Here is a 25733-nt window from a genome sequence, read left to right as displayed (position 1 = left end):
GGCTTCGGTACGCAGCGGGTTGATCTCCGAGACCGCGCCGACGAACGTGGTCTTGCCCACGCCGAAGCCGCCCGCCACCACGATCTTCGCGCTGGTGGTCGAACGGGCCGCGCCGCCGTTAGAGCTTGCGAAGTCCACTGAGCACCCTTTCGAGCAGAGTCACGTCCGGCGTGCCGCCGGTCTCTCCGTTGCCCGGCTGGTGGATCGCCACCATGCCGGCCTCCGCCAGGTCGGCGACGAGGATCCGGGCGACGCCGAGCGGCATCGACAGGAGGGCCGACACCTCGGCCACCGACTTGACCTCACGGCACAGGTGGCAGATCCGCTGGTGCTCGGGGAGCAGCGTGGCGAGGTGCGCCGGGTCGGCCGTGGTGCTGACCAGCGCCTCGATGGCGAGCTGGTAGCGCGGCCGGGTCCGGCCGCCGGTCATCGCGTACGGACGCACCAGCGGCTGGTCGCCCTCGTGCCCGTACTCGTCGACTGAGGCGCCGTACGGATCGTGAGAGGCGGGGGGCGGGGTCATGAATCCTCCGGGCGTGACAGCAAGACTTCTGCCGTCTGATGGGGCCGGTGGGGGGCCGGGTGGGGCGGCCGGACGGTGAACGGTTTCCAGGGCGGTACGGAGGGGCGTACCGCCCTGTCGGTCATTCGGTACGGGGATCGGGAGGTCCGGGTGCGGATCCCGTCACTAGTGGAGCAGGCTGCCCTGGAGCTCCGCGCGGAGGTCCGGGGTGAGCACGCTGCCGGCCCGGTCGACCAGCAGCGTCATCTCGTAGCCCACGAGGCCGATGTCGCACTCGGGGTGGGCGAGCACGGCCAGCGAGGAGCCGTCCGAGACCTGCGAGTCCGTCGGCGGAGACCACCACCGTGTGGGACACCCCGGGGGTGTTGTCCACGAAGTTGGTGATCAACCAGTTCAGATTCTGCGCCGCCTGGCTCATCGCGTTCAACTAACGCTCCTGCTGATGGTTCGGACCGAGGTGGTGATTACCCGTGGTCGAGTTACCGGCCTGACGGCCCTGCTGAATGCCGCGGCGCAGGTTGGTGAGCCGGCCGCGGACGTCGTCGGGTGCACGCGAGACCTGGGGGCCGGCCGTGTGGGCCTGCTCCTGGGCGGTCCCGGGTACGAGGTTGGCCTTCGGCACGCGCCGGGGGAGGCCGGAGGTGGTGACGCCGCCGGCCGCGGGCTTGCGCACCCGCTCGGCCTGGCGCACCAGCTCGTCGTTGGGCGAGGTCCGCCAGGCGGCCCCGCCGTTCTGGTCGCCCTGGCGGGGGGCCGGGGCGGAGGAGCGCGGCACGAGCGGGGTCTGCCCCGTCTGCGCCGGGCCCTGGGCCTGCGCCTGCTGGGCCGCCTGGTCCTGGTGGAACCAGTTGGTCTCCAGGTTGTCGTACAGCGGCGTGCGGCCGTCGCCCGCGCCGCTGCTCGCCGGCGGCAGGGCCTCCGGACGGCGCGGCTGCTGGAGCTGGGGCTGCTGCGGCTGCTGCCGACCCGGCTCGGCCGGACGCGGGGCGCCGAAGTCGTTCCCGTCGGTCCGCCGGCTCGGCGCCGGGGGCTGCGGGACCTGGGACTGCGGCTGCGGTGCGAAGGGCTGCCGGCCGAACTGCTGCTGCTGGCCGCCCTGGTGGCCCTGCGGCTGCTGGGGCGCCTGCTGCTGCGGGGCCTGCGGAGCGCCGAAGTCGGGGCGCGGGAACTGGCCCGTGGAGCCGGGACCCTGCGGGACGCCGAAGTCCGGGCGCGGGAACTGCGCCGTGGACGCCGGGTCCTGCGCACCGCCCTGGTACCCCTGCGGGACCTGCGGCTGCTGGGGCACCTGCTGCTGCGGGGCCTGGGGGGCACCGAAGTCGGGGCGCGGGAACTGGCCCGTGGAGCCGGGGCCCTGCGGGGCCGCGAACCGGCCCGTCGACTCCGGGTCCTCGTGACCGCGCGGGGCGTCCAGCGGGGACATCTCCTGCTGGGGACGCCGCACCGGCTGCTGCTGCGCCTGCTCGTTGCCCCAGCTCGCGGCCTGCGGACGCTGCTGCTGGGGCTGCTGGGGCTGCTGCGGGCCGCCGGGCAGCTCGGCGCGCGGGAAGTCGTACCCGCCGCCCTGCGGCGCCTGCCGCTGCGCGCCGGGACCGGCCTGCGGGCCGCCCTGGTTGCCCCACACGTCCGTACGGGAGGGGATGGCGCTCGCGGCGCCGCCGATGAGGCCGCCACCGCCCGGGCGCGGGGCCTCGGGGGCCTGGGGCGCCTGCGGGTCCTGGGGGACCTGCGGCAGTCGGCCGGTCTGCTCCAGCTGGGCGTTCTGCGGCTGCGGGGTGCGCTGCTGCGGCGCGCCCTGCGGACCGCCGGCGAGCGGGGCGCCGTCGCGGGCGGGCAGCGCGGCCCGGGGGCCGCTTCCCGCGCCGACCTGGCCGCGCGCGGCACCGGCACCGGCGCCGAGGCGCCCGGCCGCCGAGGACGGCGCGCCGCCCTGGCCCGGACGTCCGCCGGGGCCGCCGGCCGCGCCGGGACCGGCGGGGAGCCGGCCGCCGGGGGCGGAGGCGCCCGGCGGCATCGCGCCCTGGCCGCCCGCGCCCGGCTTGGGCATGGGCTTCTTGCCGCCCTGGGCGACGTCGACCGGGAGCATGACGAGCGCGGTGGTGCCGCCCGAGTCGGAGGGGCGCAGCTGGATGCGGATGCCGTGTCGCAGGGACAGGCGGCCGACCACGAACAGGCCCATGCGGCGGGAGACCGAGACGTCCACGGTGGGCGGCGAGGCGAGCCGCTCGTTGATCGCCGCGAGGTCCTCGGGGGAGAGGCCGATGCCGGTGTCGTGGATCTCGACCAGGACCCGGCCGTCGGGCAGCGCGTGACCGGTGACCCGGACCTTGGTCTGCGGGGAGGAGAACGAGGTGGCGTTCTCAAGCAGCTCGGCGAGGAGGTGCACGAGGTCGTTGACGACCCGGCCGGCGACCTCGGTCGCCGGGACCGCGGCCAGTTCGATGCGCTCGTACTGCTCCACCTCGGAGGCGGCGGCGCGGAGCACGTCGACCAGCGGGACCGGGCGGGTCCACCGGCGGCCCGGCTCCTCGCCGGCGAGGACGAGGAGGTTCTCGCCGTTCCGGCGCATACGGGTCGCGAGGTGGTCGAGCTTGAACAGCGAGGAGAGCTGGTCCGGGTCGGCCTCGCGGGACTCCAGCTCGGAGATGAGCGAGAGCTGGCGCTGGATGAGGCCCTGGGAGCGGCGCGAGAGGTTGGTGAACATCGCGTTGACGTTGCCCCGGAGGAGGGCCTGCTCGGCGGCGAGGCGGACGGCCTCGCGGTGCACGTCGTCGAAGGCCGCGGCCACCTGGCCGATCTCGTCCCGGGAGTGCACGCCGACGGACTCGACGGAGGTGTCGACGTCCTGCGGGTCGGACTCGGAGAGCTGCTTGACCAGCTCGGGCAGGCGTTCCTGGGCGACCTTGGTCGCGGTGTCCTGGAGGCGGCGCAGGGAGCGGATCATGGACCGCGCCACGACGAAGGCGCCGACGAGGGAGACGCCGAGGACGAGCAGGATCAGCGCACCGTTGATGATGGCCTCGCGCTGCGAATCCTGCCGCAGCTCACGGGCCATGGACTCCATGTCGCCGAGCAGGATGCTCTCGATGCGGTCCATGGCGTTGATCTTGGTGTCGTACTCGTCGGTGAAGTTCAGGTGACCGCGGGGGGCGGACCCCATCGCGTTCTCCGTCGTCAGCACGCGCTCGGCGTACTTGTCGGCGGCGGTGATCGACGGGTTGCCCCGGTTCAGGGCCGAGGTCAGGTCGTCGGCGTCGCCGCCGGACGACTTGTAGATCGCCTGGAAGGACTTGAGCTCGTCGTCCTCACTGTTGAGCGCGGCCTCGCCGTACAGCCGGTCGCCCTGGACGATCGTGCCGCGGGTCCGGTCGCTCGGGGGCAGCGCCGCCGCGATGATCGCCTGCTGGACGGAGGCGTACTCCTTGGCGGACGAGAACGCGGCGAGCGCGCGGGTCCGCTTGATCATCTCGGGGTTGCTGGTCGCCTGCGCCATGTCCTGGGACAGGCTCAGGAGCGAGCGGATGAGACGGCTGTACGCCTCGACCGTCACCGAGTTGGAGACGTCCTTCTTGTACGCGCTGCCCCGGATCGAGTGGAGCTCGGTGACCTGCGAGGCGATCTGGCTGACGTTCTGGCGGATGCTGCGCAGCGCCTCGTCGCCCTCGACCGCGGAGATCTCCTCGGTGGCGGAGAGGAAGGCCTTGAGCTCCAGGTCCGTCTTCCGGCGCGGGTTGGCGACCTGGTAGTCGCTGACCGGGCGGCCGTTGGCCAGCGGGCCGGCGGAGTGGCCGCGCTCGGCCTGGAGGGCCTTGGCGAGGTCCGTCGCCTCACGGGTCAGCTTGGTGAGCAGCTGCATGTGGTCGAGCTGCTCCATGTCCTGGAGCGACTCGTTGATGCGGATGCCACCCAGGGCGGTCGCCGCGACCACGGGGAGGGTGAGGAGCGCGACCAGGCGCGTGGAGATGCGCCAGTTGCGAAGGGCTATTCGGGGGCCGACCTCGTTCTCGGCCTTGCCCTTGGGGGTGGGGGCGGCGGCGGACGGCTCGGACGAGGAGGTCCCGGCGCCCGCGCGACGGCCGCCGTCACCGCCCTCGCCGGACGGTCCCTGACCCTGGTTCGGGGTGCGCGGGGCCGAGGGACCGCGGTCGGTCCCGGCGCGCGGTTCCTGCTCCGCCGGAGCATCCGCTCGGCCCTGGCGGGCCTGGGGAGACCCCGAGCCATCCCTCTTGAAACGTCCCTGCACTAGCGTCGCAACCTCTGGACCAGGCGTCCTTCCGGGTGAACGGAGAGGACGGTGTCGGTGTCGATCGGGATGCGTGGAGCACCCCAGGTGGTCGTCGGTGACCGGCGCAGTTCCCCCTTCGTCCCGCCACTCGGCCGGCGCTGCGTTGCGCCCCTGCGCGCCGGCTTGAAACCCGCGGCGGTGCGGGAATTCCAGCACAGTGCCGGATCTCCAACAAGGGCCGCGTGTCGTGCCGGGAAGGCTATGACAACGCGTGCACGGCGCGTCACCCCATGTAGAAGATGATCATGGAGGATTCGGACTTTTCCGCGCCAATGCCATGGCATCCCCGTGTGTCCCAGTCGACATGATCAGGAGCGGAATAGAGCATTCAGTGGCGGAATGTCCCTTTCCGTGGCGGCTGGCCACTGTCCGTAATGCCGGGAATCTACCGCCGTTGGTGAGCAAACTCACACGCTGTTCGGTGTCTTAGCCATGCATTCGAAGGGAATCCCATGTTTAGCCTGACGCTTTACGCCCCTTACGCGCCCGCACGGGCGCCCGTCCCGGAACAAGGTCTGATCACCGCGATGAAGAAGACGACGCTCCGCACCACGGCCAACCCCCGCCGCTCCACCCTCGTCCACCTCGTGGACGCCGCACAGCTCGGCCGGGGCGCCCAGCCGGAGTACGCGGTCGAGCTGCCCGGCCGGACGGCCAACCCGCGCCGCACCGTCCTCATGCAGCCCCCGGCCCCGTACGAGCCCGCCCCGTACGCCACGGTCGCCCGCTGACGGACGCCCCGCCGCCCCGGGCCCGCTCCCACCGGCCCGTACGCCCGCACACCGCCGTTCGGCGGCCCCTCGCCGCGTTAGCCTGGAGCGTCAGACTCCAGCCAGTACCAAGTGAGGGGCGACAGCACTCGTGCGCATCGCCAGATTCTCCATCGACGGCAATGTGGCCTTCGGCGCCGTCGAGGGCGAGGGACCTGCCGAGTCCGGCGGCCTCGTCCTCGACATCATCAAGGGCATCCCGTACACCGACTTCGAACTCAGCGGCACCAAGGTCCCGCTGAGCAAGGTACGGCTCCTGCCGCCCGTGCTCCCCAACAAGGTCGTGGCCATCGGCCGCAACTACGCCGAGCACGCCGCCGAACTCGGCAACGAGGTCCCCGAGACCCCCGTCGCCTTCTTCAAGCCCACCACCTCGGTGATCGGCCCCGGCGACGCCATCGAGTACCCCTCCTTCTCCGACGAGCTGCACCACGAGGCCGAGCTCGCCGTGGTGATCGGCCGCATGTGCCGCGAGGTGCCCCGCGAGCGCGTCCAGGACGTGATCTTCGGCTACACCTGCGCCAACGACATCACCGCCCGCGACGTCCAGAAGCGCGAGAACCAGTGGGCCCGCGCCAAGGGCTTCGACACCTCCTGCCCGCTGGGCCCCTGGGTCGAGACCGGCCTGAGCCTCGCGCAGGCCGGCGACCTGACCGTCCAGGCCACGGTCAACGGCGAGCAGCGCCAGCTCGGGCGCACGAGCGACATGGTCCGCTCCGTCGAGGACCTGATCGTCCACATCACCGAGGCCATGACCCTGCTCCCCGGCGACGTCATCCTCACCGGCACCCCGGCCGGGGTCGGCCCCCTCAACGTCGGCGACGAGGTCGCCGTCACCATCGAAGGCATCGGCACTCTCACCAATAAGGTGATCAAGCGTGGCTAACGCGAACTCCCCCAAGCTCTCGACTTCGCTCGAGCAGGGGGTACCCCCCCGCGTCCGTTTCTGTCCCTCGCCGACCGGCAACCCCCACGTGGGCCTGGTCCGCACCGCCCTCTTCAACTGGGCCTTCGCCCGGCACAACCAGGGCACCATGGTCTTCCGCATCGAGGACACCGACGCGGCGCGCGACTCCGAGGAGTCGTACCGGCAGCTGCTCGACTCGCTGCGCTGGCTCGGCCTCGACTGGGACGAGGGCCCGGAGATCGGCGGCCCGCACGCGCCGTACCGCCAGTCGCAGCGGATGGACATCTATAAGGACGTCGCCGACAAGCTGGTCGCCGGCGGTTACGCGTACCCCTGCTACTGCACCACCGAGGAGCTCGACGAGCGCCGCGAGGCCGCCCGCGCCGCCGGCCGCCCCTCCGGCTACGACGGCCACTGCCGCGACCTCACCGAGGAGCGGAAGGCCGCGTACGAGGCGGAGGGCCGCACGCCGATCGTCCGCTTCCGGATGCCCGACGAGCCGATCACCTTCACCGACCTGGTCCGCGGCGAGCTCACCTTCACCCCGGAGAACGTGCCGGACTACGGCATCCTCCGGGCCAACGGCGCCCCGCTCTACACCCTGGTCAACCCGGTCGACGACGCCCTGATGGAGATCACCCACGTCCTGCGCGGCGAGGACCTGCTCTCCTCCACCCCGCGCCAGATCGCGCTCTACAAGGCGCTGATCGAGCTGGGCGTCGCCAAGGAGATCCCCGCCTTCGGCCACCTGCCGTACGTGATGGGCGAGGGCAACAAGAAGCTCTCCAAGCGCGACCCGCAGGCCTCCCTCAACCTCTACCGGGAGCGCGGCTTCCTCCCCGAGGGCCTGCTGAACTACCTCTCCCTGCTCGGCTGGTCCTTCTCCGCCGACCAGGACCTCTTCACGATCCCCGAGATGGTGGAGAGGTTCGACATCGCCGACGTCAACGCCAACCCGGCCCGCTTCGACCTCAAGAAGGCCGAGTCGATCAACGCCGACCACATCCGCAGGCTGGACGTGAAGGCGTTCGCCGAGGCCTGCGAGCCCTGGCTGCGCGCCCCGCACGCCCCCTGGGCGCCCGAGGACTTCGACCGGGCCGCCTGGGAGGCCGTCGCGCCGCACGCCCAGACCCGCCTGACCGTCCTCTCGGACATCACGGCCAACGTCGACTTCCTCTTCCTGCCCGAGCCGGTCTCCGACCAGGCCTCGTGGGACAAGGCGATGAAGGGCGAGCCCGCGGCCCTGCTCACCACCGCCCGCGAGAAGCTCGACGCCGCCGACTGGAGCGACCCCGAGTCCCTCAAGAACGCCGTCCTGGCCGCCGGCGAGGCCCACGGCCTCAAGCTCGGCAAGGCCCAGGCCCCGGTCCGCGTCGCGGTCACCGGCCGCACGGTCGGCCTGCCGCTCTTCGAGTCCCTGGAGATCCTGGGCAAGGAGAAGACCCTGGCCCGCATCGACGCGGCCCTGGCGAAGCTCGCCGCGTAACCGGCACCCGTGCGCACCGGAGGGCGGCGACCGGAGACGGTCGCCGCCCTCCGGCGTGCCCCCGTCGCCGGTACCGTGGCCCCATGGGCATCCGGGCGGTCCTCTGGGACATCGACGACACGATCTTCGACTACGCCACCGCCGACACGGCCGGGATGCGCGGCCACCTCGCGGCCGAGGGGCTCCTCGAAGAGTTCGGCTCGGCGGAGGCGGCCCTCGACCGGTGGCGGGAGCTCACCGTCCTCCACTGGCGCCGCTTCGAGCGGGAGGGCGGCGACTTCCTGGACCGGCGGCGCGACCGGGTCCGCGACTTCCTCGGGCGGCCGGAGCTCACCCCGGACGAGGCCGACGCCTGGTTCGACCGGTACGTCGTCCACTACGAGGCGGCCTGGGCGCTCTTCCCCGACACCGTGCCCGTGCTCGACCTGCTCGCCCGTGACTACCGTCACGCGGTCCTGTCGAACTCCAGCATCCGCAACCAGGAGCGCAAGCTCCGCGTCCTGGGCATCCGGGACCGCTTCGAGACCGTTCTGTGCGCCGCCGAGCTCGGCGTGGCCAAGCCCGCCCCGGAGGCCTTCCACGCCGCCTGCGCCGCCCTCGGCCTGCCCCCGCACCAGGTGGCGTACGTCGGGGACCAGCCGGACATCGACGCCCGGGGCGCGGCCGAGGCGGGGCTCATGGGCGTCTGGCTGGACCGCGCGGACACCGGCGGCCGGCCCGAGCTCGAGCGGATCACGGAGCTGAGCCAGCTCCCCGACCTGCTGCGCGGGGATACCCGTTTTGGAGCGCAGTCCACCTTCGGGTAATGTTCTTCCTGCGCCGAGGGGAGCAAGCCGAAAGGCAAGAACCCGGAAAGCGCAAGCCGAGCAAGATCCCCCTGGTGGGGAGGTTGCCCCGGTGGCCTATGGTGTAATTGGCAGCACGACTGATTCTGGTTCAGTTAGTCTTGGTTCGAGTCCAGGTAGGCCAGCTCGCAGAGCTCATCTGCAACCGTGGACAGTGATCCACAAAGCCCCCGTTGTGTAGCGGCCTAGCACGCCGCCCTCTCAAGGCGGTAGCGCCGGTTCGAATCCGGTCGGGGGTACAGATCCTTCCCGCGGGATCACTTGGGTAGCTCCCGGTGAACCCGATGCAGGATCGCTAGGGCCCCCGTTGTGTAGCGGCCTAGCACGCCGCCCTCTCAAGGCGGTAGCGCCGGTTCGAATCCGGTCGGGGGTACTAACTGGTCTAAACCACCAGTGGCCTATGGTGTAATTGGCAGCACGACTGATTCTGGTTCAGTTAGTCTTGGTTCGAGTCCAGGTAGGCCAGCGGATCATCCCAGATCTTGCCCCCGTTGTGTAGCGGCCTAGCACGCCGCCCTCTCAAGGCGGTAGCGCCGGTTCGAATCCGGTCGGGGGTACGCACAGGAGAAGCCCTTCCCTTCGGGGGAGGGCTTCTTCGCTGTCCCCAGCCGTGGGCCGGACACAACTCCGGCCCACCGCTGCGGCGTTGAAGCGGTGGGCCGGGACGAACGGGGAGGGGCGGAGGCGTCAGCCGTTGCGGCGGAGCGCCTCGGAGAGGCGGGCGGCGGCATCGATGACCGCCTGGGCGTGCATGCGGCCCGGGTGGCGCGTCAGGCGCTCGATGGGGCCCGAGACCGACACGGCGGCCACCACGCGGTTCGAAGGGCCGCGCACGGGCGCGGAGACGGACGCCACGCCCGGCTCCCGCTCACCGATCGACTGGGCCCAGCCGCGGCGCCGCACGCCCGACAGGGCCGTCGCCGTGAAGCGGGCGCCCTGGAGGCCGCGGTGCAGCCGCTCGGGCTCCTCCCAGGCCATCAGGATCTGCGCCGACGAGCCGGCCTTCATGGTCAGCGTCGAGCCGACCGGGACCGTGTCCCGGAGGCCCGAGAGCCGCTCGGCCGCCGCCACGCAGATGCGCATGTCGCCCTGGCGCCGGTAGAGCTGGGCGCTCTCGCCGGTGACGTCGCGCAGGTGCGTCAGCACCGGGCCCGCGGTCGCGAGGAGGCGGTCCTCGCCGGCCGCGGCGGCGAGCTCCGCCAGGCGCGGTCCGAGGATGAACCGGCCCTGCATGTCACGCGCCACCATCCGGTGGTGTTCCAGTGCCACGGCGAGACGATGTGCCGTGGGTCGTGCGAGTCCCGTCGCCGCGACCAGTCCTGCGAGGGTGGCCGGACCGGACTCCAGGGCGCTCAGGACAAGGGCTGCCTTGTCGAGAACGCCTACGCCGCTAGAGTTGTCCATGCAACGATATTCGCGTCTCACTCTGTGAAACGCAAGTTCAATTTCCCGAGGAACTTGTCACTCTGGTGAGGCGGCCGCACAACGGCCCGCGAAACGGGTCTCTAGTTGTGCCGGCGCAGACGTCGGCCGGAGGGAAAGCGATGGGTAGGACACTCGCGGAGAAGGTCTGGGACGACCACGTCGTCCGGCGCGCCGAGGGCGAGCCCGACCTCCTCTTCATCGATCTGCACCTGCTGCACGAGGTGACCAGCCCGCAGGCCTTCGACGGCCTCCGCCAGAACGGCCGGCAGGTGCGGCGCCTCGACCTCACCATCGCCACCGAGGACCACAACACCCCGACCCTCGACATCGACAAGCCGATCGCGGACCCCGTCTCCCGCGCCCAGCTGGAGACCCTCCGCAAGAACTGCGCCGAGTTCGGCGTCCGGCTGCACCCGCTGGGCGACGTCGAGCAGGGCGTCGTCCACGTCGTGGGCCCCCAGCTGGGCCTGACCCAGCCCGGCACCACGGTCGTCTGCGGCGACTCCCACACCTCCACGCACGGCGCCTTCGGCGCGCTGGCGTTCGGCATCGGCACCAGCCAGGTCGAGCACGTCCTGGCCACCCAGACCCTGCCGCTGGCCCGCCCGAAGACCATGGCCATCACGGTCGACGGCGAGCTGCCCGAGGACGTCACCGCCAAGGACCTGATCCTGGCGATCATCGCGAAGATCGGCACCGGCGGCGGCCAGGGCTACATCCTGGAGTACCGCGGCTCCGCCATCGAGAAGCTCTCGATGGAGGCCCGGATGACCATCTGCAACATGTCGATCGAGGCCGGCGCCCGCGCGGGCATGATCGCCCCCGACGAGACCACCTTCGCCTATCTGGAGGGCCGCGCCCACGCCCCCGAGGGCGAGGACTGGGACGCCGCCGTCGCGTACTGGAAGACCCTGAGGTCCGACGAGGACGCGGTCTTCGACGCCGAGGTCGTCATCGACGCCGCCACCCTGGCGCCGTTCGTCACCTGGGGCACCAACCCCGGCCAGGGCGCCCCGCTTTCGGCGAACGTCCCCGACCCGGCTTCGTACGAAGACGCTTCGGAGCGCCTCGCCGCCGAAAAGGCCCTGGAGTACATGGGGTTGACCGCCGGGCAGCCGCTGCGCGACATCAAGGTCGACACCGTCTTCGTAGGCTCCTGCACCAACGGCCGCATCGAGGACCTGCGCAACGCCGCGGACCTCCTCCAGGGCCGCAAGGTCGCCGACGGCGTCCGGATGCTGGTCGTCCCCGGCTCCGTCCGGGTCGCCCTCCAGGCCGTCGAGGAGGGCCTGGACAAGGTCTTCAAGGAGGCCGGCGCCGAATGGCGGCACGCGGGCTGCTCGATGTGCCTGGGCATGAACCCCGACCAACTGGCCCCCGGCGAGCGCTCCGCGTCCACCTCCAACCGCAACTTCGAAGGCCGGCAGGGCAAGGGCGGCCGCACCCACCTGGTCTCGCCCCAGGTCGCCGCCGCCACCGCCGTACTGGGCCATCTGGCCTCCCCGGCCGACCTGTCCGACGCCGCCACGCCCGCGGGAGTCTGAGGAACCATGGAAGCTTTCACCACGCACACCGGCCGGGCCGTCCCGCTGCGCCGCAGCAACGTCGACACCGACCAGATCATCCCCGCGCACTGGCTGAAGAAGGTCACCCGCGACGGCTTCGAGGACGGCCTCTTCGAGGCCTGGCGCAAGGACTCCGAGTTCGTCCTCAACCGCCCCGAGCGGCAGGGCGCCACGGTCCTGGTCGCCGGCCCCGACTTCGGCACCGGCTCCTCCCGCGAGCACGCCGTCTGGGCGCTCCAGAACTACGGCTTCCAGGCCGTGATCTCCTCCCGCTTCGCCGACATCTTCCGCGGCAACTCGCTGAAGAACGGCCTGCTGACCGTCGTCCTGCCGCAGGAGACGGTGGACGCGCTCTGGGAGCTGACCGAGGCCGACCCGACCGCCGAGGTCACCGTCGACCTGGAGCGCCGCAAGGTCCTGGCCGCCGGGATCGACGCCGACTTCGAGCTCGACGAGAACGCCCGCTGGCGTCTCCTGAACGGACTCGACGACATCAGCCTCACCCTTCAGAACGAAGCCGACATCGCGGCCTACGAGGCTGCCAGGCCCTCCTTCAAACCCCGTACAATTACGGTCTGAGCAGCGCTTTTCCACGACTGCGCCCCCCACCCTCCGGTGGGGGGCGCAGTCGCTTGTTGAGCCCCTGTCGGGCGACAACTCGCCCTAGATGGCACAATCGGTGCATGGAACGCGACAGCCAACTCGAGCTCTACGAGGCAGTCGCCGCCCGATTGAAGGAAGCGCACACAAGGGTGCGCTCACTGCAAGTCCCGGAGGGCGTAAGGATGGCGCTGTCCCGGAAGCTGCTGGTCGTGACGGCCGCGGCGAAGCACGATCTCAAGGACGCGGCAGCGCGTCTCGGCCGGTTGATGAAGGACCTCGACGAGGGCCGATTCCCAGAGGACGACTGACACCAGGAACTCCGCAACGGCTCTTCCGCGTTGCGGCACTAGGGTGATTAGCCCGTTTCGTGTTTGATTTGCGGTATATACATGCCTAACGTGCGAAAAAGCTTGAACACTTTCGTTCTGGCAATGTCTCCGAAGGGGAAGACGTGAACAAGGCGCAGCTCGTAGAAGCGATTGCCGACAAGATGGGCGGTCGCCAGCAGGCCGCCGAAGCCGTCGACCACGTGCTCGACGCCATCGTGCGTGCCGTGGTCGCCGGCGACCGGGTCTCCGTCACGGGTTTCGGCTCGTTCGAGAAGGTCGACCGGCCGGCCCGCTACGCCCGCAACCCGCAGACGGGTGAGCGGGTCCGCGTGAAGAAGACCTCCGTCCCCCGCTTCCGCGCCGGTCAGGGCTTCAAGGACCTGGTCAGCGGCTCGAAGAAGCTCCCCAAGGGCGGCGAGGTCTCCGTCAAGAAGGCCCCCAAGGGCAGCCTCACCGGCGGTGCCTCCGCGACGGTCAAGAAGGCCGCCGCCAAGAAGGCCACCACCGCCAAGAAGGCCGCCGCGAAGAAGGCGACCCCGGCGAAGAAGACCACCGCGGCCGTCGCGAAGAAGACGACCCCCGCGAAGAAGACCACCACGGCGGCCGCCAAGAAGGCGACCCCGGCGAAGAAGACCGCGACCACCGCCGCGGCCAAGAAGACCTCCGCCGCCGCGAAGAAGACCACCACGGCCGCCGCCGCCAAGAAGACCTCGGCCGCCAAGAAGACCGCACCGGCCGCGAAGAAGGCCACGGCGACGAAGGCGCCCGCCAAGAAGACGACGGCGCGCAAGACCACCGCCAAGAAGACCGCCGCCAAGAAGTAGGACGTGCGGGAACGATCCGCCGGGCCGGGCTCCCCTCGGGGAGCCCGGCCCGCGGCGCGTCGAACGGGCCCGGAAGGCCCGGGGCCCGTCCGACGGATCAGGGTCGGACAGGCCCCGGCGGGCCCCTAGGGCCTGTCCGGCGGGTCAGGCCCTAGAACGTCTGGAGCGTCACCAGCGTGATCCGCGGGCCGCCCCCCGGGCCGCCCGGCTCCGTCTCGATCCGCACCCGCTGGCCCGGCCGCAGCAGCAGGAGCCCGCCCGCCTCGAAGGCCTCCGCCCCGAACTCCACCGGGGTGCCGTCGTCGAGCAGCACGCTGCCGCTGCGGGTCTCGGGGTCGTACGTGTACGCGGTCGCCTGCATGGACCGCAGCCTATCCGGCCGCCGGCAGCCACCGGGCGGCCGTCCGCGGGCCGAGCCCCAGCTCCCGGGCCGCCGCCAGGTCCTCCCCGGTGTCCACGTCCCGGCGTACGGAATCCACCCCCGCGAGCCGGATTTCCACCGCCCCCGACGACAAATGCCGCAGCCTCGACGCGCCCCCGAATGCCGGCGCCAATTCCACTCCCGGAGCGGCCGAGAGGAATGTCGTACCGATTTCGGCGGCGTCCGCGAGAAAAGCCCTAGGAAATGCCAGGGCCGCGTCCAGGACCCGGGCCAGCTCCGCCGGGCGCAGCGCCGGGAGGTCCGCGTTGAGCGCCGCCACGCGCGCGTGCGGCCGCCGGGACCGCACGGCCCGCGCCCCGTGCGCGAGCGCCGCGTTGAGCCCCGCCGCCGGCGCGTCCGGCACGACCCGCGCGCCCAGCGCCGCGAGGACCTCGCGGGCCGCCGGGTCGTCGGTGACGACCACCGCCTCCCGCACCCGTACGCACTCCAGCACCGCCCCCACCGTGTCCTCGGCGAACGCGAGCGCGAGCCGGGGGCGCAGCCGCGCGCCCGCCGCCGCGGCCAGCCGGCTCTTCGCCACGGCAAGGGGCTTCAGGGGTACGACGAGGGACCAGCCGTCGTCCGCATCGGTGTTCATCGCGGACCATTCTGTCCCGCCCGTGCGGTCCGCCGGAGGGGCCGGGGCGTACGGTGTCACTCGACAGAGCAGCAGCATGGGGCGACACTGACCCCCTGCCAGCCCGTCCCGGAGAAAGGTGTCCGCGTGCCCCGCCGCAGAATCGGCTTCTGGTACCGCCTCGCGGCGGTCATCGCCAAACCCCCCCTGGTGGTTCTGTTCAAGCGGGACTGGCGCGGCATGGAGCACATTCCGGCCGACGGCGGATTCATCACCGCCGTGAACCACAACTCCTACCTGGACCCGCTCTCCTACGCGCACTACCAGTACAACACCGGCCGCGTCCCGCGCTTCCTCGCCAAGGCCGCCCTCTTCAAGGGCTCCTTCGTCGGCACGATGCTGCGCGGCACCGGCCAGATCCCCGTCTACCGCGAGACGACCGACGCGCTCGACGCCTTCCGCGCCGCCGTCGACGCCATCGAGCGCGGCGAGTGCGTCGCCTTCTACCCCGAGGGCACCCTGACCCGCGACCCCGACGTGTGGCCCATGGCCGGCAAGACCGGCGCCGCCCGCGTCGCGCTGCTCACCAAGGCCCCCGTCATCCCGGTGGCCCAGTGGGGCGCGAACCTGGCGATGCCGCCGTACGCCAAGGAGGACAAGCTCCGGCTGTTCCCCCGCAAGACGTTGGTCGTGCAGGCCGGACCGCCGGTCGACCTCTCCCGCTTCCACGGCCTCGAACCCACGCCCGAGGTCCTCCGCGAGGCCACCGAGACCATCATGGCCGCCATCACCGCCCTCCTGGAGGAGGTCCGCGGCGAGAAGGCGCCCGCCGAACCGTACGACCACCGCAGGGCCCGCCTGGAACAGCGGCGCAAGGCCGCCGAAGGGGGCACCAAGTGACCAAGGCAGCCGTCTTCGGCAACGGATCCTGGGGCACCGCCTTCGCCATGGTGCTCGCCGACGCGGGCTGCGAGGTGAGTCTCTGGGGCCGCCGCGCCGAACTCGCCGAGGAGATCAACGCCACCCGCACCAACCCGGACTACCTGCCGGGGGTCGAACTCCCCGAGGCGGTCAGGGCCACCGCCGACCCGGCCGAGGCCGCCGCGGACGCCGACTTCACCGTCCTCGTCGTCCCCTCCCAGACGCTCCGCGGCAACCTCGCCGCCTGGACGCCGCTCCTCGCCCCCGACACCGTCCTCGTCTCCCTCATGAAGGGCGTCGAACTCGGCACCGCCAAGCGGATGAGCGAGGTGATCACCGAGGTCGCGGACGTCCCCGCCGAGCGCGTCGCCGTTCTCACCGGCCCCAACCTGGCCAAGGAGATCGCCGCCCGGCAGCCCGCCGCCGCCGTCGCCGCCTGCGTCGACGAGACGGTCGCCCAGCGGCTCCAGACCGCCTGCCTGACCCCGTACTTCCGCCCGTACACCAACACCGACGTGGTGGGCTGCGAGCTCGGCGGCGCCGTCAAGAACGTCATCGGCCTCGCCGTCGGCATCGCGGACGGCATGGGCCTCGGAGACAACTCCAAGGCCACGCTGATCACCCGCGGCCTCGCCGAGACCACCCGGCTCGGCCTCGCCATGGGCGCCGACCCGCTCACTTTCTCCGGCCTCGCGGGCCTCGGCGACCTCGTCGCCACCTGCTCCTCGCCGCTCTCCCGGAACCACACCTTCGGCACCAACCTCGGCCGCGGGATGACCCTCCAGGAGACCATCGCGGCCACCAAGCAGACCGCCGAGGGCGTCAAGTCCTGCGAGTCCGTGCTCGATCTGGGCCGCCGCCACGGCGTCGACATGCCCATCACCGAGACCGTCGTCTCCATCGTCCACGAGGGCAAGCCCCCGGTCGTCGCCCTCAAGGAGCTCATGTCGCGCTCCGCGAAGCCCGAACGCCGCTGAGCCCGGGCGACCCGGACGCGCGCGCGGCGGGGCGCTCAGGAGTTCGGGAACCGCAAGGTACCCTCATCGCGATATGAGCGAGAACACCCAGAGCCTCCGCAAGCCGCGCGTGGCCGTCGTCTTCGGCGGACGCAGCTCCGAGCACGCCATCTCCGTCGTCACGGCCGGCGCCGTCCTGAGCGCCATCGACCGGGACAAGTACGACGTGCTGCCCATCGGCATCACGACGGACGGGCGCTGGGCGCTCACCGCCGACGCCCCGGAGCGCATGGCCATCGCCGACCGCGCCCTGCCGAACGTCGCGGACCTCGCCGAGTCCGAGCAGGGCGGCGTCGTCCTCTCCGTCGACCCGGCCAACCGCGAGGTCGTCCTGGCCGAGCCCGGCGCCGTGCCGCGCGCCCTCGGTGAGGTCGACGTGGTCTTCCCGGTGCTCCACGGCCCGTACGGCGAGGACGGCACCCTCCAGGGCCTCCTGGAGCTCTCCGGCGTCCCGTACGTCGGCGCGGGCGTCCTCGCCTCCGCCGTCGGCCAGGACAAGGAGTACATGAAGCGGGTCTTCGTCTCCTTCGGCCTCCCCGTCGGCCCGTACGAGGTCGTCCGGCCGCGCGAGTGGGAGCAGAACCCGGCCGCCGCCCGCAAGAAGATCGTGGAGTTCGCCGCCGACCACGGCTGGCCGCTCTTCGTGAAGCCCGCCCGCGGCGGCTCGTCCGTCGGCATCACCAAGGTGGACGACCTCTCCGGCCTCGACGAGGCGATCGAGGAGGCCCGCCGCCACGACCCCAAGGTCATCGTGGAGGCCCTGGTCCGGGGCCGCGAGATCGAGTGCGGCGTCCTGGAGTTCGAGGACGGCCCGCGCGCCAGCGTGCCGGCCGAGATCCCGCCCGTCACCGACCACGACTTCTACGACTTCGAGGCGAAGTACATCGACTCGGCCTCCGGCATCGTGCCCGCCCCCATCGGGGACGAGGCCACCGCCGAGATCCAGCGCCTGGCCGTCGCCGCCTACGAGGCCGTCTCCTGCGAGGGCCTGGTCCGCGCGGACTTCTTCCTCACCGAGGACGGCGAGTTCGTCATCAACGAGATCAACACCATGCCGGGTTTCACGCCCATCTCCATGTACCCGCGCATGTGGCAGGAGAGCGGCGTGAGCTACCCCGAGCTGGTCGACCGGCTCCTCCAGGCCGCGCTGACCCGCTCCACGGGCCTGCGCTAGCGGAGCGGCGACCGGCCGCCCCCCGGGCACGTCCGGGCGGCGTCAGGAGCACTCCGGTTCGAGTGCGCACGGGACCGTCTCCGCCACGGGGGCGGCGAGATCGGCGAGCGGTCCCGCGTCGTGCTCGAACCGCGCGTCGAGACTCACCTCGACGTACGTCTCCCGGTACACCGAGGTGAACCGGGGCCCGGAGCCCGCCGGCCGCTCCAGCAGCCAGCGCACGCCGTTCGCGGAGACGCCCTGCGCCTTCGCGTCGCTCATCTTTTCGGGTCGGGGGACCCCGCAGCGCAGTACGATCGCACCGTCACCCCACCCGGCGGTCAACTCGGAGCCGGGCTCCGGGTCACTCCGCTCCAGCCCCGCCACGGTGCCGGGCAGCTCCTTCGCCAGCGCCTGGCAGAGGGCGGCCTCCTCCGCGGGAGGGCTGGGCACCGCGACGGACGCCGAGGCGCCCGAAGGGGAGCAGCCCGCGGACGCCAGCAGCAGCACGGCGGTCGCGACGGCGGCGGGCAGGCCGAAGGGCCGGTGGGAAGACGTCACCGGCCAAGCGTAGACGGGGGCTACAGATGAACGACCGGGCAGGTGAGGGTGCGCGTGATGCCGTCCACTTGCTGGACCTTGGCGACCACCATGCGGCCCAGCTCGTCGACCGTGTCCGCCTGCGCGCGCACGATGACGTCGTACGGACCGGTCACGTCCTCCGCCTGGATCACCCCCGGGATCTTGGAGATGGTGTCGGCGACGGTCGACGCCTTGCCCACCTCGGTCTGAATAAGGATGTACGCCTGTACCACGGAACCTCCAGGGCGGCCACGAGGATCTTGTGGGAGAAAGGGACGCCACGGTACCGCGTCGCCGCGGGCCACGGGGAGACCCGCGCGTCCCGGCGCACCCGGGGCGTGGCGTACGCAGGACAGAAGTTGACGGTCTACTTGACGGTACCCAGCACGGTGACGGCCCGCGACCCGCGGCGCGCCCAGGCGCGCCCCCGCCCGCCGGCCGGCACGAAGACACGAGGTGAGACGCGGTGAAGGGCACAGTCGGAGAGCTGGGCGAGTTCGGGCTCATCAGAGAGCTCACGTCCCGGCTCACCTCCACCCCGGCGGTACGGATCGGGCCCGGCGACGACGCCGCGGTCGTCTCCGCCCCCGACCGGCGCGTGGTGGCCAGCACGGACATCCTGCTCGAAGGACGTCACTTCCGCCGCGACTGGTCGACGGCGTACGACGTCGGCCGCAAGGCCGCCGCGCAGAACCTCGCCGACATCGCCGCCATGGGCGCGGTCCCCACCGCCCTCCTCCTCGGCCTCGTCGTCCCCGCCGAACTCCCCGTCACCTGGCCCACCGAACTCATGGACGGCCTGCGCGACGAATGTCAGGTCGCGGGCGCGGCCGTGGTCGGCGGCGACGTCGTGCGCGGCGACACGATCATGGTCTCCATCACCGCCCTGGGCGACCTGCGCAACCACGACCCGGTCACCCGGGGCGGCGCGCAGCCCGGCGACGTCGTCGCCTACACCGGCTGGCTCGGCTGGTCCGCCGCCGGATACGCGGTCCTCTCGCGCGGCTTCCGCTCCCCGCGCGCCTTCGTCGAGGCGCACCGCAGGCCCGAACCGCCGTACCACGCGGGCCCGGCCGCCGCCGGCCTCGGCGCCACCGCCATGTGCGACGTCAGCGACGGCCTCATCGCGGACCTCGGCCACATCGCGGAGGCCAGCAAGGTCCGCATCGACCTGCGCTCCGGACTCATCGACATCCCCACCCAGATGAACGACATCGGCCAGGCCGTCGGCGTCGACCCCATGCAGTGGGTGCTCACCGGGGGAGAGGACCACGCCATCGTCGCCACCTTCCCGCCGGACGTGAAGCTCCCCGCCCGCTGGAAGGTCATCGGCGAGGTCCTCAACCCCTCGGCGCTGCCCCAGGTCACCGTGGACGGCGCGCCCTGGCACGCGGCCGGCGGCTGGGACCACTTCGGGGAGACGGAGTGAGCGCGGAGAGCCCGGGGCGGCCGCCGCTCGTCCTCACCGTCGCCGGGTCCGACTCCGGCGGCGGCGCGGGGATCCAGGCCGACCTGAAGACGATGCTGGCGCTCGGAGTCCACGGCATGAGCGTCCTCACCGCCGTCACCGCGCAGAACTCGCGGGGCGTCCAGGGAGTCTGGGAACTGCCCGTGGAGGCCGTCCGCGCCCAGTACCGGTCCGTCGTGGACGACATCGGCGTCCAGGCGGTGAAGACCGGCATGCTGGCCACCGCCCCGCTCGTGGAGACCGTCGCGGAACTCCTCGCGGACACCGCCGCGCCCGTCGTCGTGGATCCGGTCGGGGTCTCCAAGCACGGCGACCCGCTCCTCGCCGCGTCCGCACTCGACTCCGTCCGCACGAAGCTGCTGCCCCTCGCGACCGTCGCCACGCCCAACCTGGACGAGGTGACGCAGCTCACGGGCGTGCACGTCGTGTACGAGAGCGACATGCGGAACGCCGCCGCGGGGGTCCTGTCGTACGGACCGGCCTGGGTCCTGATCAAGGGCGGGCACCTGCCCACGGGCGGGGAGGCGGTGGACCTCCTCACGGACGGCGAGGAGGAGCACTGGTTCCGCGCCCCGCGCCTCGACAACCGGCACACCCACGGGACGGGCTGCACGCTCGCCTCGGCGGTCGCCTCCGGGCTCGCCAAGGGGCGCACGGTGCCGGAGGCGGTACGGGAGGCCAAGGAGTACGTGACCGGGGCCATCGGCGCCGGATTCGCCCTGGGCGGGGGCATAGGCCCGGTCGACCACGGCTGGCGGTTCAGGGACTGAGCGGGTCCGGGGGCCGCACCCCCGGCCCTGTTTCCGGGCACGGCAAGAAGCCGGCCCACCGAGGTGGACCGGCTTCTCAAGGCAACCGCAGGGGCTGCGCTACGACGGAACGTCGCGGTTAGCGCGAGACCTTGCCGGCCTTGATGCACGAGGTGCAGACGTTGAGCCGCTTCGGCGTCCGACCGACCACGGCACGCACGCGCTGGATGTTCGGGTTCCAGCGACGGGACGTACGGCGGTGCGAGTGCGAAATGTTGTTGCCGAAGCCCGGCCCCTTGCCGCAGACGTCGCAGTTGGCAGCCACGGGTCACTCCAAAGACTTCAGAATTACAGTGAAATCCGGCGCACCGGAATCAGGAGTCTGAAGTGGCTTGCCGGGGAACGGCCCGGACTGAACCGGGCAACCGAAGCAGCATACAACGCCTGCTTCCGTGGAACGAAACTACCATGTTCCCCGCCGGCCCCGCCCCGGGCCCCGGTCACGCCCGGGACACCTCCGGTCTACCCTGCGGTGAGCTCACCGCCGAAGGAGGACCCCCCGTTGTCGCGAGCCCTTCAGCCTGACGAGGAGCTCGTCGAGCTCGACGCCGAAGCGGTCCGGACCTGGTGCGCGAGGGCCTTCGACGCCCTCGGACGGGAGCGCGAGGAGATCGACGCGATCAACGTCTACCCGGTCGCGGACGGGGACACCGGCACCAACCTCTACCTGACGGCGGAAGCCGCGCACCGGGCCGTCGAAGCGGTCTTCGCCGCCTCCGGACCGGACACCGCCGAGACCGTGCGGGCCATGGCCCACGGCGCCCTCCTCGGCGCCCGGGGCAACTCCGGGACCATCCTCTCCCAGCTCCTGCGCGGCATGGCGACCGTCCTCGCCGACGGCTGTGACGGGGATCATCTCGCCCGCGCCCTCGCCGAGGCCGCGCGCGCGGCCCGGCGGGCCGTCGCCCGCCCCGTGGAGGGCACCATCCTCACCGTGGCGAGCGCCGCCGCCGGGGCGTGCGCGGCGGGCGGCCCGCTCGTGCGGGTGGCCCGCGACGCCTACGAGGGCGCCGCGAGCGCCTTGGCGGCCACCTCCGGCCAGCTGGACGTCCTCGAACGCGCCGGGGTCGTGGACGCGGGCGGGCGGGGCCTGGTCGCCGTCCTCGGCGCCCTCCTGGAGACCGTCACCGGACGGGCCCCGGACCACGCCGCGCCCGCGCCGCTCCCGCCGGCCGCCCCCCGCGAGAAGTGCGCGGGCGAGGACGGTCCCGCCTACGAGGTGGTCTACCTCCTGGAGGCCGGCGACGCGGCCGTCGAACTGCTGCGCTCCCGCCTCGACGCGCTGGGGGAGTCCCTGGTCGTCGTCGGCGGCGACGGGCTCTGGAACGTCCACGTGCACGTGGACGACGCGGGGGCCGCCGTCGAGGCCGGTGTCGAGGCCGGCCGTCCCCACCGCATCCGGATCACCCACTTCGCGCCGGACGCGGCGCCCGCGCCGGGACGCGGCACCGCACAGGACGCCAGGAGCGGTGGGGGCGGCCGGCACGGGACCGACGGCGCCCACGGGCAGCGGTACGGCACCGACGACGGGTACGCGCACGCGTGCGGCACGGAAGACGGGTACGCGCACGCGTGCGGCGCCGACGACGGGTACGGGCACACGTGCGGCACGGAGGACGACGCCGCACGCGCCGCACGTGGGGAACGGGTCCCGCGCGCGATCGTCGCCGTCGTCCCCGGCGAGGGCCTCGCCGGGCTCTGCGCCGAGGCCGGCGCGACCACCGTCCGCACCCGCCCCGGCGAACCCCCCGCCGAGGACGAGCTCGTCGAGGCCGTCCGCCGCGCGCACGCGCGCGAGGTCGTCCTCCTGCCCAACGACACCGACCTGCGCGAGACCGCCGCGGCGGCGGCCGAACGCGTCAGGGCCGAGGGCGTCCGCGTCGCCCTCGTCCCCACCCGGGCCGCCGTCCAGGGCATCGCCGCCCTCGCCGTCCACGAACCCGGCCGGCGCTTCGACGAGGACGTCGTCGCCATGACGGCCGCCGCCGGAGCCACCCGCTACGCCGAACTCGCCGTCGCCGAGCACCGGTCCTTCACCTCGGCCGGCGTCTGCCAGGCCGGCGACGTCCTCGGCCTCATCGAGGGCGACGTCGCCGTCATCGGCGAGGACCTCACCGAGACCGCCCGCACCGTCCTGGACCGGATGCTCTCGGCGGGCGGCGAACTCGTCACCCTCGTCGTCGCCGACGACACCCCGCCCGGCCTCGCCGCCGACCTCGAACAGCACGTACGGCGCGGCTACCTGGCCGTCGACACCGTCACGTACCACGCGGGCGCGGAGGCCCCGCCGCTGCTCATCGGGGTGGAATAGGGCCCGGTTCCGGGGGTTGTCCACAGGCCTCGCCCCGACTGTCGGTCCCGTGGTGTGCAATGGAACGCGTGCCCGCGCTCGACGAACCACTCAAGAAGTCCCTCGGCCCCGCCACCGCCAAGGTCATGGCCGAGGCGCTCGACCTGCACACGGTCGGGGACCTGCTGCACCACTACCCCCGCCGGTACGCCGAGCGCGGGGAGCTGACCACCCTCTCCGACCTGCCGCTGGACGAGCACGTCACGGTGGTCGCGCAGGTCGCCGACGCGCGCGTGCTGACCTTCAACGGCTCCAAGGGGCGCGGCCAGCGCCTCGAAGTGACCATCACCGACGGCAGCGGCCGCCTCCAGCTGGTCTTCTTCGGCAAGGGCGTGCACAAGCCGCACAAGGACCTGCTGCCCGGCACCCGCGCGATGTTCGCCGGCAAGGTCTCGCTCTTCAACCGGCGCCTCCAGCTCGCCCACCCGTCGTACGAACTCCTGCGCGGCGACCGCGAGGAGGCCGTGGACGTCTGGGCCGGGGCCCTCATCCCGATCTACCCGGCCACCACCAAGCTGGAGTCCTGGAAGATCGCCAAGGCCGTCGACGCGGTCCTGCCGAGCGTCACCGACGCCGCCGACCCACTGCCCGACGCCCTGCGCGAGGGCCGGGGCCTCGCCGAACTGCCCGACGCCCTGCGGATGATCCACCGGCCCCGCACCAAGGCCGACATCGCCACCGCCCGGGACCGGCTCAAGTGGGACGAGGCCTTCGTCCTCCAGGTCGCCCTCGCCCGCCGCCGGCACGCCGACACCCAACTGCCGGCCGTCCCCCGGAAGCCCGCCCCCGGCGGCATCCTCGACGCCTTCGACGCCAAGCTCCCCTTCACCCTCACCGACGGCCAGGACAAGGTCTCCGCCGAGATCTTCGACGACCTCGCCACCGACCACCCGATGCACCGCCTCCTCCAGGGCGAGGTCGGAAGCGGGAAGACCCTGGTGGCCCTGCGCGCCATGCTCGCCGTGGTCGACTCCGGGGGGCAGGCCGCGATGCTCGCGCCCACCGAGGTCCTCGCCCAGCAGCACCACCGTTCCGTCACCGAGATGATGGGGGAGCTGGCCGAGGGAGGGATGCTCGGCGGTGCGGACCGCGCCACCAAGGTCGTCCTGCTCACCGGCTCCATGGGCGCCGCCGCCCGCCGGCAGGCCCTCCTCGACCTGGTCACCGGCGAGGCCGGGATCGTCATCGGCACCCACGCCCTGATCGAGGACAAGGTCAAGTTCCACGACCTGGGCCTGGTCGTCGTCGACGAGCAGCACCGCTTCGGCGTCGAGCAGCGCGACGCCCTGCGCGGCAAGGGCAAGCAGCCCCCGCACCTCCTCGTCATGACCGCGACGCCCATCCCGCGCACGGTCGCCATGACCGTCTTCGGCGACCTGGAGACCTCCGTCCTCGACCAGCTGCCCGCCGGCCGCTCCCCGATCGCCAGCCACGTCGTCCCGGCCGCCGACAAGCCGCACTTCCTCGCGCGCGCGTGGGAACGGGTCCGCGAGGAGGTCGAGAACGGGCACCAGGCGTACGTGGTCTGCCCCCGGATCGGGGACGAGGAGGACCAGAAGAAGGCGGGATCCAAGGCGCGGTCCGCGGAGGACGAGGCCGAGAAGCGGCCCCCGCTCGCCGTCCTCGACGTTGCCGAGAAGCTCCGCACCGGCCCCCTCGCGAGCCTGCGGATCGCCGTCCTGCACGGCCGCATGCACCCCGACGACAAGGACGACGTCATGCGCCGCTTCGCCGCCGGCGACCTCGACGTCCTCGTCGCCACCACCGTCATCGAGGTCGGCGTCAACGTCCCCAACGCCACCGCCATGGTCATCATGGACGCGGACCGCTTCGGCGTCTCCCAGCTCCACCAGCTCCGCGGCCGCGTCGGCCGCGGCTCCGCCCCCGGCCTCTGCCTCCTCGTCACCGAGATGCCCGAGGCGAGCCCCGCCCGGCAGCGCCTCGGCGCCGTCGCCTCCACCCTCGACGGCTTCGAGCTCTCCCGCATCGACCTCGAACAGCGGCGCGAGGGCGACGTCCTCGGCCAGGCCCAGTCCGGCGTCCGCTCCTCCCTGCGGGTCCTCACCGTCATCGACGACGAGGAGGTCATCGCCGCCGCCCGCGAGGAGGCCGCCGCCCTCGTCCTCGCCGACCCGGACCTCACCGCGCACCCGGGCCTGCGCACCGCCCTCGACGCCCTCCTCGACAAGGACCGGGAGGAGTACCTGGAGAAGGGCTGACCACCCACCGGCCCCCCTGCGGCCATATCCTGAGACGTACGCACTGGACGACGCAGGACGAGGACACCGATGACCCGCGTGATCGCCGGTACGGCCGGCGGCCGGCGCCTGGCCGTGCCGCCCGGCAACGGCACCCGCCCCACCTCCGACCGGGCGCGCGAGGGCCTCTTCTCCACCTGGGAGGCGCTCCACGGCACCCTCGACGGGAGCAGGGTCGCCGACCTGTACGCGGGCTCCGGAGCCGTCGGCCTGGAAGCCCTCTCCCGGGGCGCCGCCCACGCCCTCCTCGTCGAGGCCGACCCCCGCGCCGCGAGGACCATCCGGGAGAACGTCCGCGCGATCGGCCTGCCGGGCGCGGAGCTCCGCACCGGCAAGGCCGAGCAGATCGTGACCGGGCCGGCCCCCGCCGACCCGTACGACCTGGTCTTCCTCGACCCGCCGTACGCCGTCGAGGACGCCGGCCTGCGGGAGATTCTCCTCACACTGCGCGCGGAGGGGTGGCTGAGCGAGGATGCCCTGGTCACCGTGGAGCGCAGCACCCGAGGCGGGGAATTCGGCTGGCCGGCCGGGTTCGAGCCACTGCGGTCCCGTCGCTACGGCGAGGGAACGTTTTGGTACGGTCGCGCCGCCTCTACGTGCGAAGACGCACGATGAC

Annotated in this window: 24 protein-coding genes, 5 tRNA genes and 2 pseudogenes; 21 read left to right on the top strand and 10 right to left on the bottom strand. The window is 72.5% G+C overall.

Annotated features, from left to right (window positions below; translation table 11 throughout):
* From OO47_RS34740 to OO47_RS07410, 4 genes and pseudogenes are all read right to left on the bottom strand, one after another.
* Positions 1–138, bottom strand: a pseudogene (locus OO47_RS34740) (ATP/GTP-binding protein); the annotation flags it as partial.
* On the bottom strand, positions 119–523 hold the full coding sequence (locus tag OO47_RS07420) for a DUF742 domain-containing protein (protein ID WP_017235980.1): 405 nt from the start codon (positions 521–523) through the stop codon (positions 119–121). The gene OO47_RS07420 and the pseudogene OO47_RS34740, both read right to left, overlap by 20 nt.
* A gap of 165 nt (positions 524–688) precedes the next feature.
* Positions 689–941 (bottom strand): annotated as a pseudogene (locus tag OO47_RS33280) (roadblock/LC7 domain-containing protein).
* 9 nt (positions 942–950) lie between these two features.
* Complete coding sequence (locus OO47_RS07410) at positions 951–4766, bottom strand: sensor histidine kinase (protein WP_030220645.1); 3816 nt, start codon at positions 4764–4766, stop codon at positions 951–953.
* 569 nt (positions 4767–5335) lie between these two features.
* Here OO47_RS07410 and OO47_RS07405 point away from each other — a divergent pair.
* The 9 genes from OO47_RS07405 to OO47_RS07365 all read left to right on the top strand — a co-directional run bounded on the left by OO47_RS07405 (position 5336) and on the right by OO47_RS07365 (position 9373).
* Positions 5336–5539 (top strand): hypothetical protein, encoded by a 204-nt coding sequence (locus tag OO47_RS07405; RefSeq protein WP_030220642.1) that lies wholly within the window; start codon positions 5336–5338, stop codon positions 5537–5539.
* A gap of 130 nt (positions 5540–5669) precedes the next feature.
* A complete protein-coding gene (locus OO47_RS07400; protein WP_030220640.1) occupies positions 5670–6464 on the top strand; it encodes a fumarylacetoacetate hydrolase family protein in 795 nt (264 codons plus the stop codon).
* Complete coding sequence (gltX, locus tag OO47_RS07395) at positions 6457–7971, top strand: glutamate--tRNA ligase (protein WP_051716295.1); 1515 nt, start codon at positions 6457–6459, stop codon at positions 7969–7971. The genes OO47_RS07400 and gltX overlap by 8 nt, the downstream gene beginning before the upstream one ends.
* Before the next feature lie 83 nt (positions 7972–8054).
* Positions 8055–8777 (top strand): HAD family hydrolase, encoded by a 723-nt coding sequence (locus tag OO47_RS07390; RefSeq protein WP_030220634.1) that lies wholly within the window; start codon positions 8055–8057, stop codon positions 8775–8777.
* A gap of 92 nt (positions 8778–8869) precedes the next feature.
* Positions 8870–8941 (top strand) — tRNA-Gln (locus tag OO47_RS07385).
* A gap of 41 nt (positions 8942–8982) precedes the next feature.
* Positions 8983–9055: transfer RNA gene (locus OO47_RS07380), tRNA-Glu, on the top strand.
* A 61-nt stretch (positions 9056–9116) separates the two neighbouring features.
* Positions 9117–9189 (top strand) — tRNA-Glu (locus OO47_RS07375).
* Positions 9190–9210: 21 nt separating this feature from the next.
* Positions 9211–9282 (top strand) — tRNA-Gln (locus tag OO47_RS07370).
* Between the two features lie 18 nt (positions 9283–9300).
* Positions 9301–9373: transfer RNA gene (locus OO47_RS07365), tRNA-Glu, on the top strand.
* A gap of 130 nt (positions 9374–9503) precedes the next feature.
* Here the strand turns inward: OO47_RS07365 and ndgR are convergent.
* Complete coding sequence (ndgR, locus tag OO47_RS07360; RefSeq protein ID WP_005311436.1) at positions 9504–10220, bottom strand: IclR family transcriptional regulator NdgR; 717 nt, start codon at positions 10218–10220, stop codon at positions 9504–9506.
* Positions 10221–10360: 140 nt separating this feature from the next.
* Here ndgR and leuC point away from each other — a divergent pair, with 140 nt between their 5' ends.
* The 4 genes from leuC to OO47_RS07340 all read left to right on the top strand — a co-directional run bounded on the left by leuC (position 10361) and on the right by OO47_RS07340 (position 13562).
* On the top strand, positions 10361–11785 hold the full coding sequence (leuC, locus tag OO47_RS07355; RefSeq protein WP_030220631.1) for a 3-isopropylmalate dehydratase large subunit: 1425 nt from the start codon (positions 10361–10363) through the stop codon (positions 11783–11785).
* A 6-nt stretch (positions 11786–11791) separates the two neighbouring features.
* On the top strand, positions 11792–12385 hold the full coding sequence (gene leuD, locus OO47_RS07350; protein ID WP_030220628.1) for a 3-isopropylmalate dehydratase small subunit: 594 nt from the start codon (positions 11792–11794) through the stop codon (positions 12383–12385).
* Between the two features lie 104 nt (positions 12386–12489).
* Entirely contained in the window at positions 12490–12717 is a 228-nt protein-coding gene (locus tag OO47_RS07345) for an SCO5555 family protein (RefSeq protein ID WP_030220627.1), read from the top strand.
* A 143-nt stretch (positions 12718–12860) separates the two neighbouring features.
* Positions 12861–13562 carry an HU family DNA-binding protein gene (locus OO47_RS07340; protein ID WP_030220624.1) on the top strand — a complete coding sequence of 234 codons (702 nt, stop codon included), beginning with the start codon at positions 12861–12863 and terminating at the stop codon, positions 13560–13562.
* A 151-nt stretch (positions 13563–13713) separates the two neighbouring features.
* Here the strand turns inward: OO47_RS07340 and OO47_RS07335 are convergent, their stop codons facing one another.
* Together OO47_RS07335 and cofC are read right to left on the bottom strand one after the other, a co-directional pair.
* Positions 13714–13923: a hypothetical protein gene (locus OO47_RS07335; RefSeq protein ID WP_030220621.1), complete on the bottom strand. Its 210-nt coding sequence runs from the start codon at positions 13921–13923 to the stop codon at positions 13714–13716.
* 10 nt (positions 13924–13933) lie between these two features.
* Positions 13934–14581: a 2-phospho-L-lactate guanylyltransferase gene (gene cofC, locus OO47_RS07330; RefSeq protein WP_030220618.1), complete on the bottom strand. Its 648-nt coding sequence runs from the start codon at positions 14579–14581 to the stop codon at positions 13934–13936.
* 126 nt (positions 14582–14707) lie between these two features.
* Between cofC and OO47_RS07325 the strand changes: the two genes are divergently transcribed.
* The 3 genes from OO47_RS07325 (at position 14708) to OO47_RS07315 (ending at position 17671) form a co-directional block, all read left to right on the top strand.
* Positions 14708–15460 (top strand): lysophospholipid acyltransferase family protein, encoded by a 753-nt coding sequence (locus OO47_RS07325; RefSeq protein ID WP_030220616.1) that lies wholly within the window; start codon positions 14708–14710, stop codon positions 15458–15460.
* Positions 15457–16458 carry an NAD(P)H-dependent glycerol-3-phosphate dehydrogenase gene (locus tag OO47_RS07320; RefSeq protein WP_030220614.1) on the top strand — a complete coding sequence of 334 codons (1002 nt, stop codon included), beginning with the start codon at positions 15457–15459 and terminating at the stop codon, positions 16456–16458. The genes OO47_RS07325 and OO47_RS07320 overlap by 4 nt, the downstream gene beginning before the upstream one ends.
* 73 nt (positions 16459–16531) lie before the next feature.
* The gene (locus OO47_RS07315) at positions 16532–17671 is read left to right on the top strand and encodes a D-alanine--D-alanine ligase family protein (RefSeq protein WP_030220611.1); all 1140 of its coding nucleotides are present in this window, start codon (positions 16532–16534) and stop codon (positions 17669–17671) included.
* A gap of 42 nt (positions 17672–17713) precedes the next feature.
* On the opposite strand, the gene OO47_RS07310 is transcribed toward OO47_RS07315, so the two are convergent.
* Both OO47_RS07310 and OO47_RS07305 read right to left on the bottom strand, forming a co-directional pair.
* Positions 17714–18211: a DUF3515 domain-containing protein gene (locus tag OO47_RS07310; RefSeq protein ID WP_030220608.1), complete on the bottom strand. Its 498-nt coding sequence runs from the start codon at positions 18209–18211 to the stop codon at positions 17714–17716.
* Positions 18212–18231: 20 nt separating this feature from the next.
* Complete coding sequence (locus OO47_RS07305; RefSeq protein ID WP_017947604.1) at positions 18232–18465, bottom strand: Lrp/AsnC family transcriptional regulator; 234 nt, start codon at positions 18463–18465, stop codon at positions 18232–18234.
* A gap of 233 nt (positions 18466–18698) precedes the next feature.
* On the opposite strand from OO47_RS07305, the gene OO47_RS07300 reads away from it, so the two are divergent.
* Together OO47_RS07300 and thiD are read left to right on the top strand one after the other, a co-directional pair.
* Positions 18699–19661: a thiamine-phosphate kinase gene (locus tag OO47_RS07300; protein ID WP_030220601.1), complete on the top strand. Its 963-nt coding sequence runs from the start codon at positions 18699–18701 to the stop codon at positions 19659–19661.
* Positions 19658–20470 carry a bifunctional hydroxymethylpyrimidine kinase/phosphomethylpyrimidine kinase gene (gene thiD / locus OO47_RS07295; RefSeq protein ID WP_030220598.1) on the top strand — a complete coding sequence of 271 codons (813 nt, stop codon included), beginning with the start codon at positions 19658–19660 and terminating at the stop codon, positions 20468–20470. Before OO47_RS07300 ends, thiD begins: the two co-directional genes overlap by 4 nt.
* 118 nt (positions 20471–20588) lie before the next feature.
* Here thiD and rpmB read toward each other — a convergent pair whose 3' ends face one another.
* A complete protein-coding gene (rpmB, locus tag OO47_RS07290) occupies positions 20589–20774 on the bottom strand; it encodes a 50S ribosomal protein L28 (protein WP_003957616.1) in 186 nt (61 codons plus the stop codon).
* Between the two features lie 237 nt (positions 20775–21011).
* Here rpmB and OO47_RS07285 point away from each other — a divergent pair, with 237 nt between their 5' ends.
* The 3 genes from OO47_RS07285 (at position 21012) to rsmD (ending at position 25732) form a co-directional block, all read left to right on the top strand.
* Positions 21012–22820 carry a DAK2 domain-containing protein gene (locus OO47_RS07285; protein WP_030220590.1) on the top strand — a complete coding sequence of 603 codons (1809 nt, stop codon included), beginning with the start codon at positions 21012–21014 and terminating at the stop codon, positions 22818–22820.
* Positions 22821–22879: 59 nt separating this feature from the next.
* Positions 22880–25078 (top strand): ATP-dependent DNA helicase RecG, encoded by a 2199-nt coding sequence (gene recG, locus OO47_RS07280; protein WP_030220587.1) that lies wholly within the window; start codon positions 22880–22882, stop codon positions 25076–25078.
* Between the two features lie 69 nt (positions 25079–25147).
* On the top strand, positions 25148–25732 hold the full coding sequence (gene rsmD, locus OO47_RS07275; RefSeq protein ID WP_030220584.1) for a 16S rRNA (guanine(966)-N(2))-methyltransferase RsmD: 585 nt from the start codon (positions 25148–25150) through the stop codon (positions 25730–25732).
* Position 25733: the final 1 nt, after the last annotated feature.

This window comes from Streptomyces bikiniensis, assembly GCF_000716625.1.
Taxonomy (GTDB): Bacteria; Actinomycetota; Actinomycetes; order Streptomycetales; family Streptomycetaceae; genus Streptomyces; species Streptomyces bikiniensis.
The sequence above is the reverse complement of the archived record's forward strand: the minus strand, read 5'-3'. Positions and strand labels throughout refer to the sequence as shown.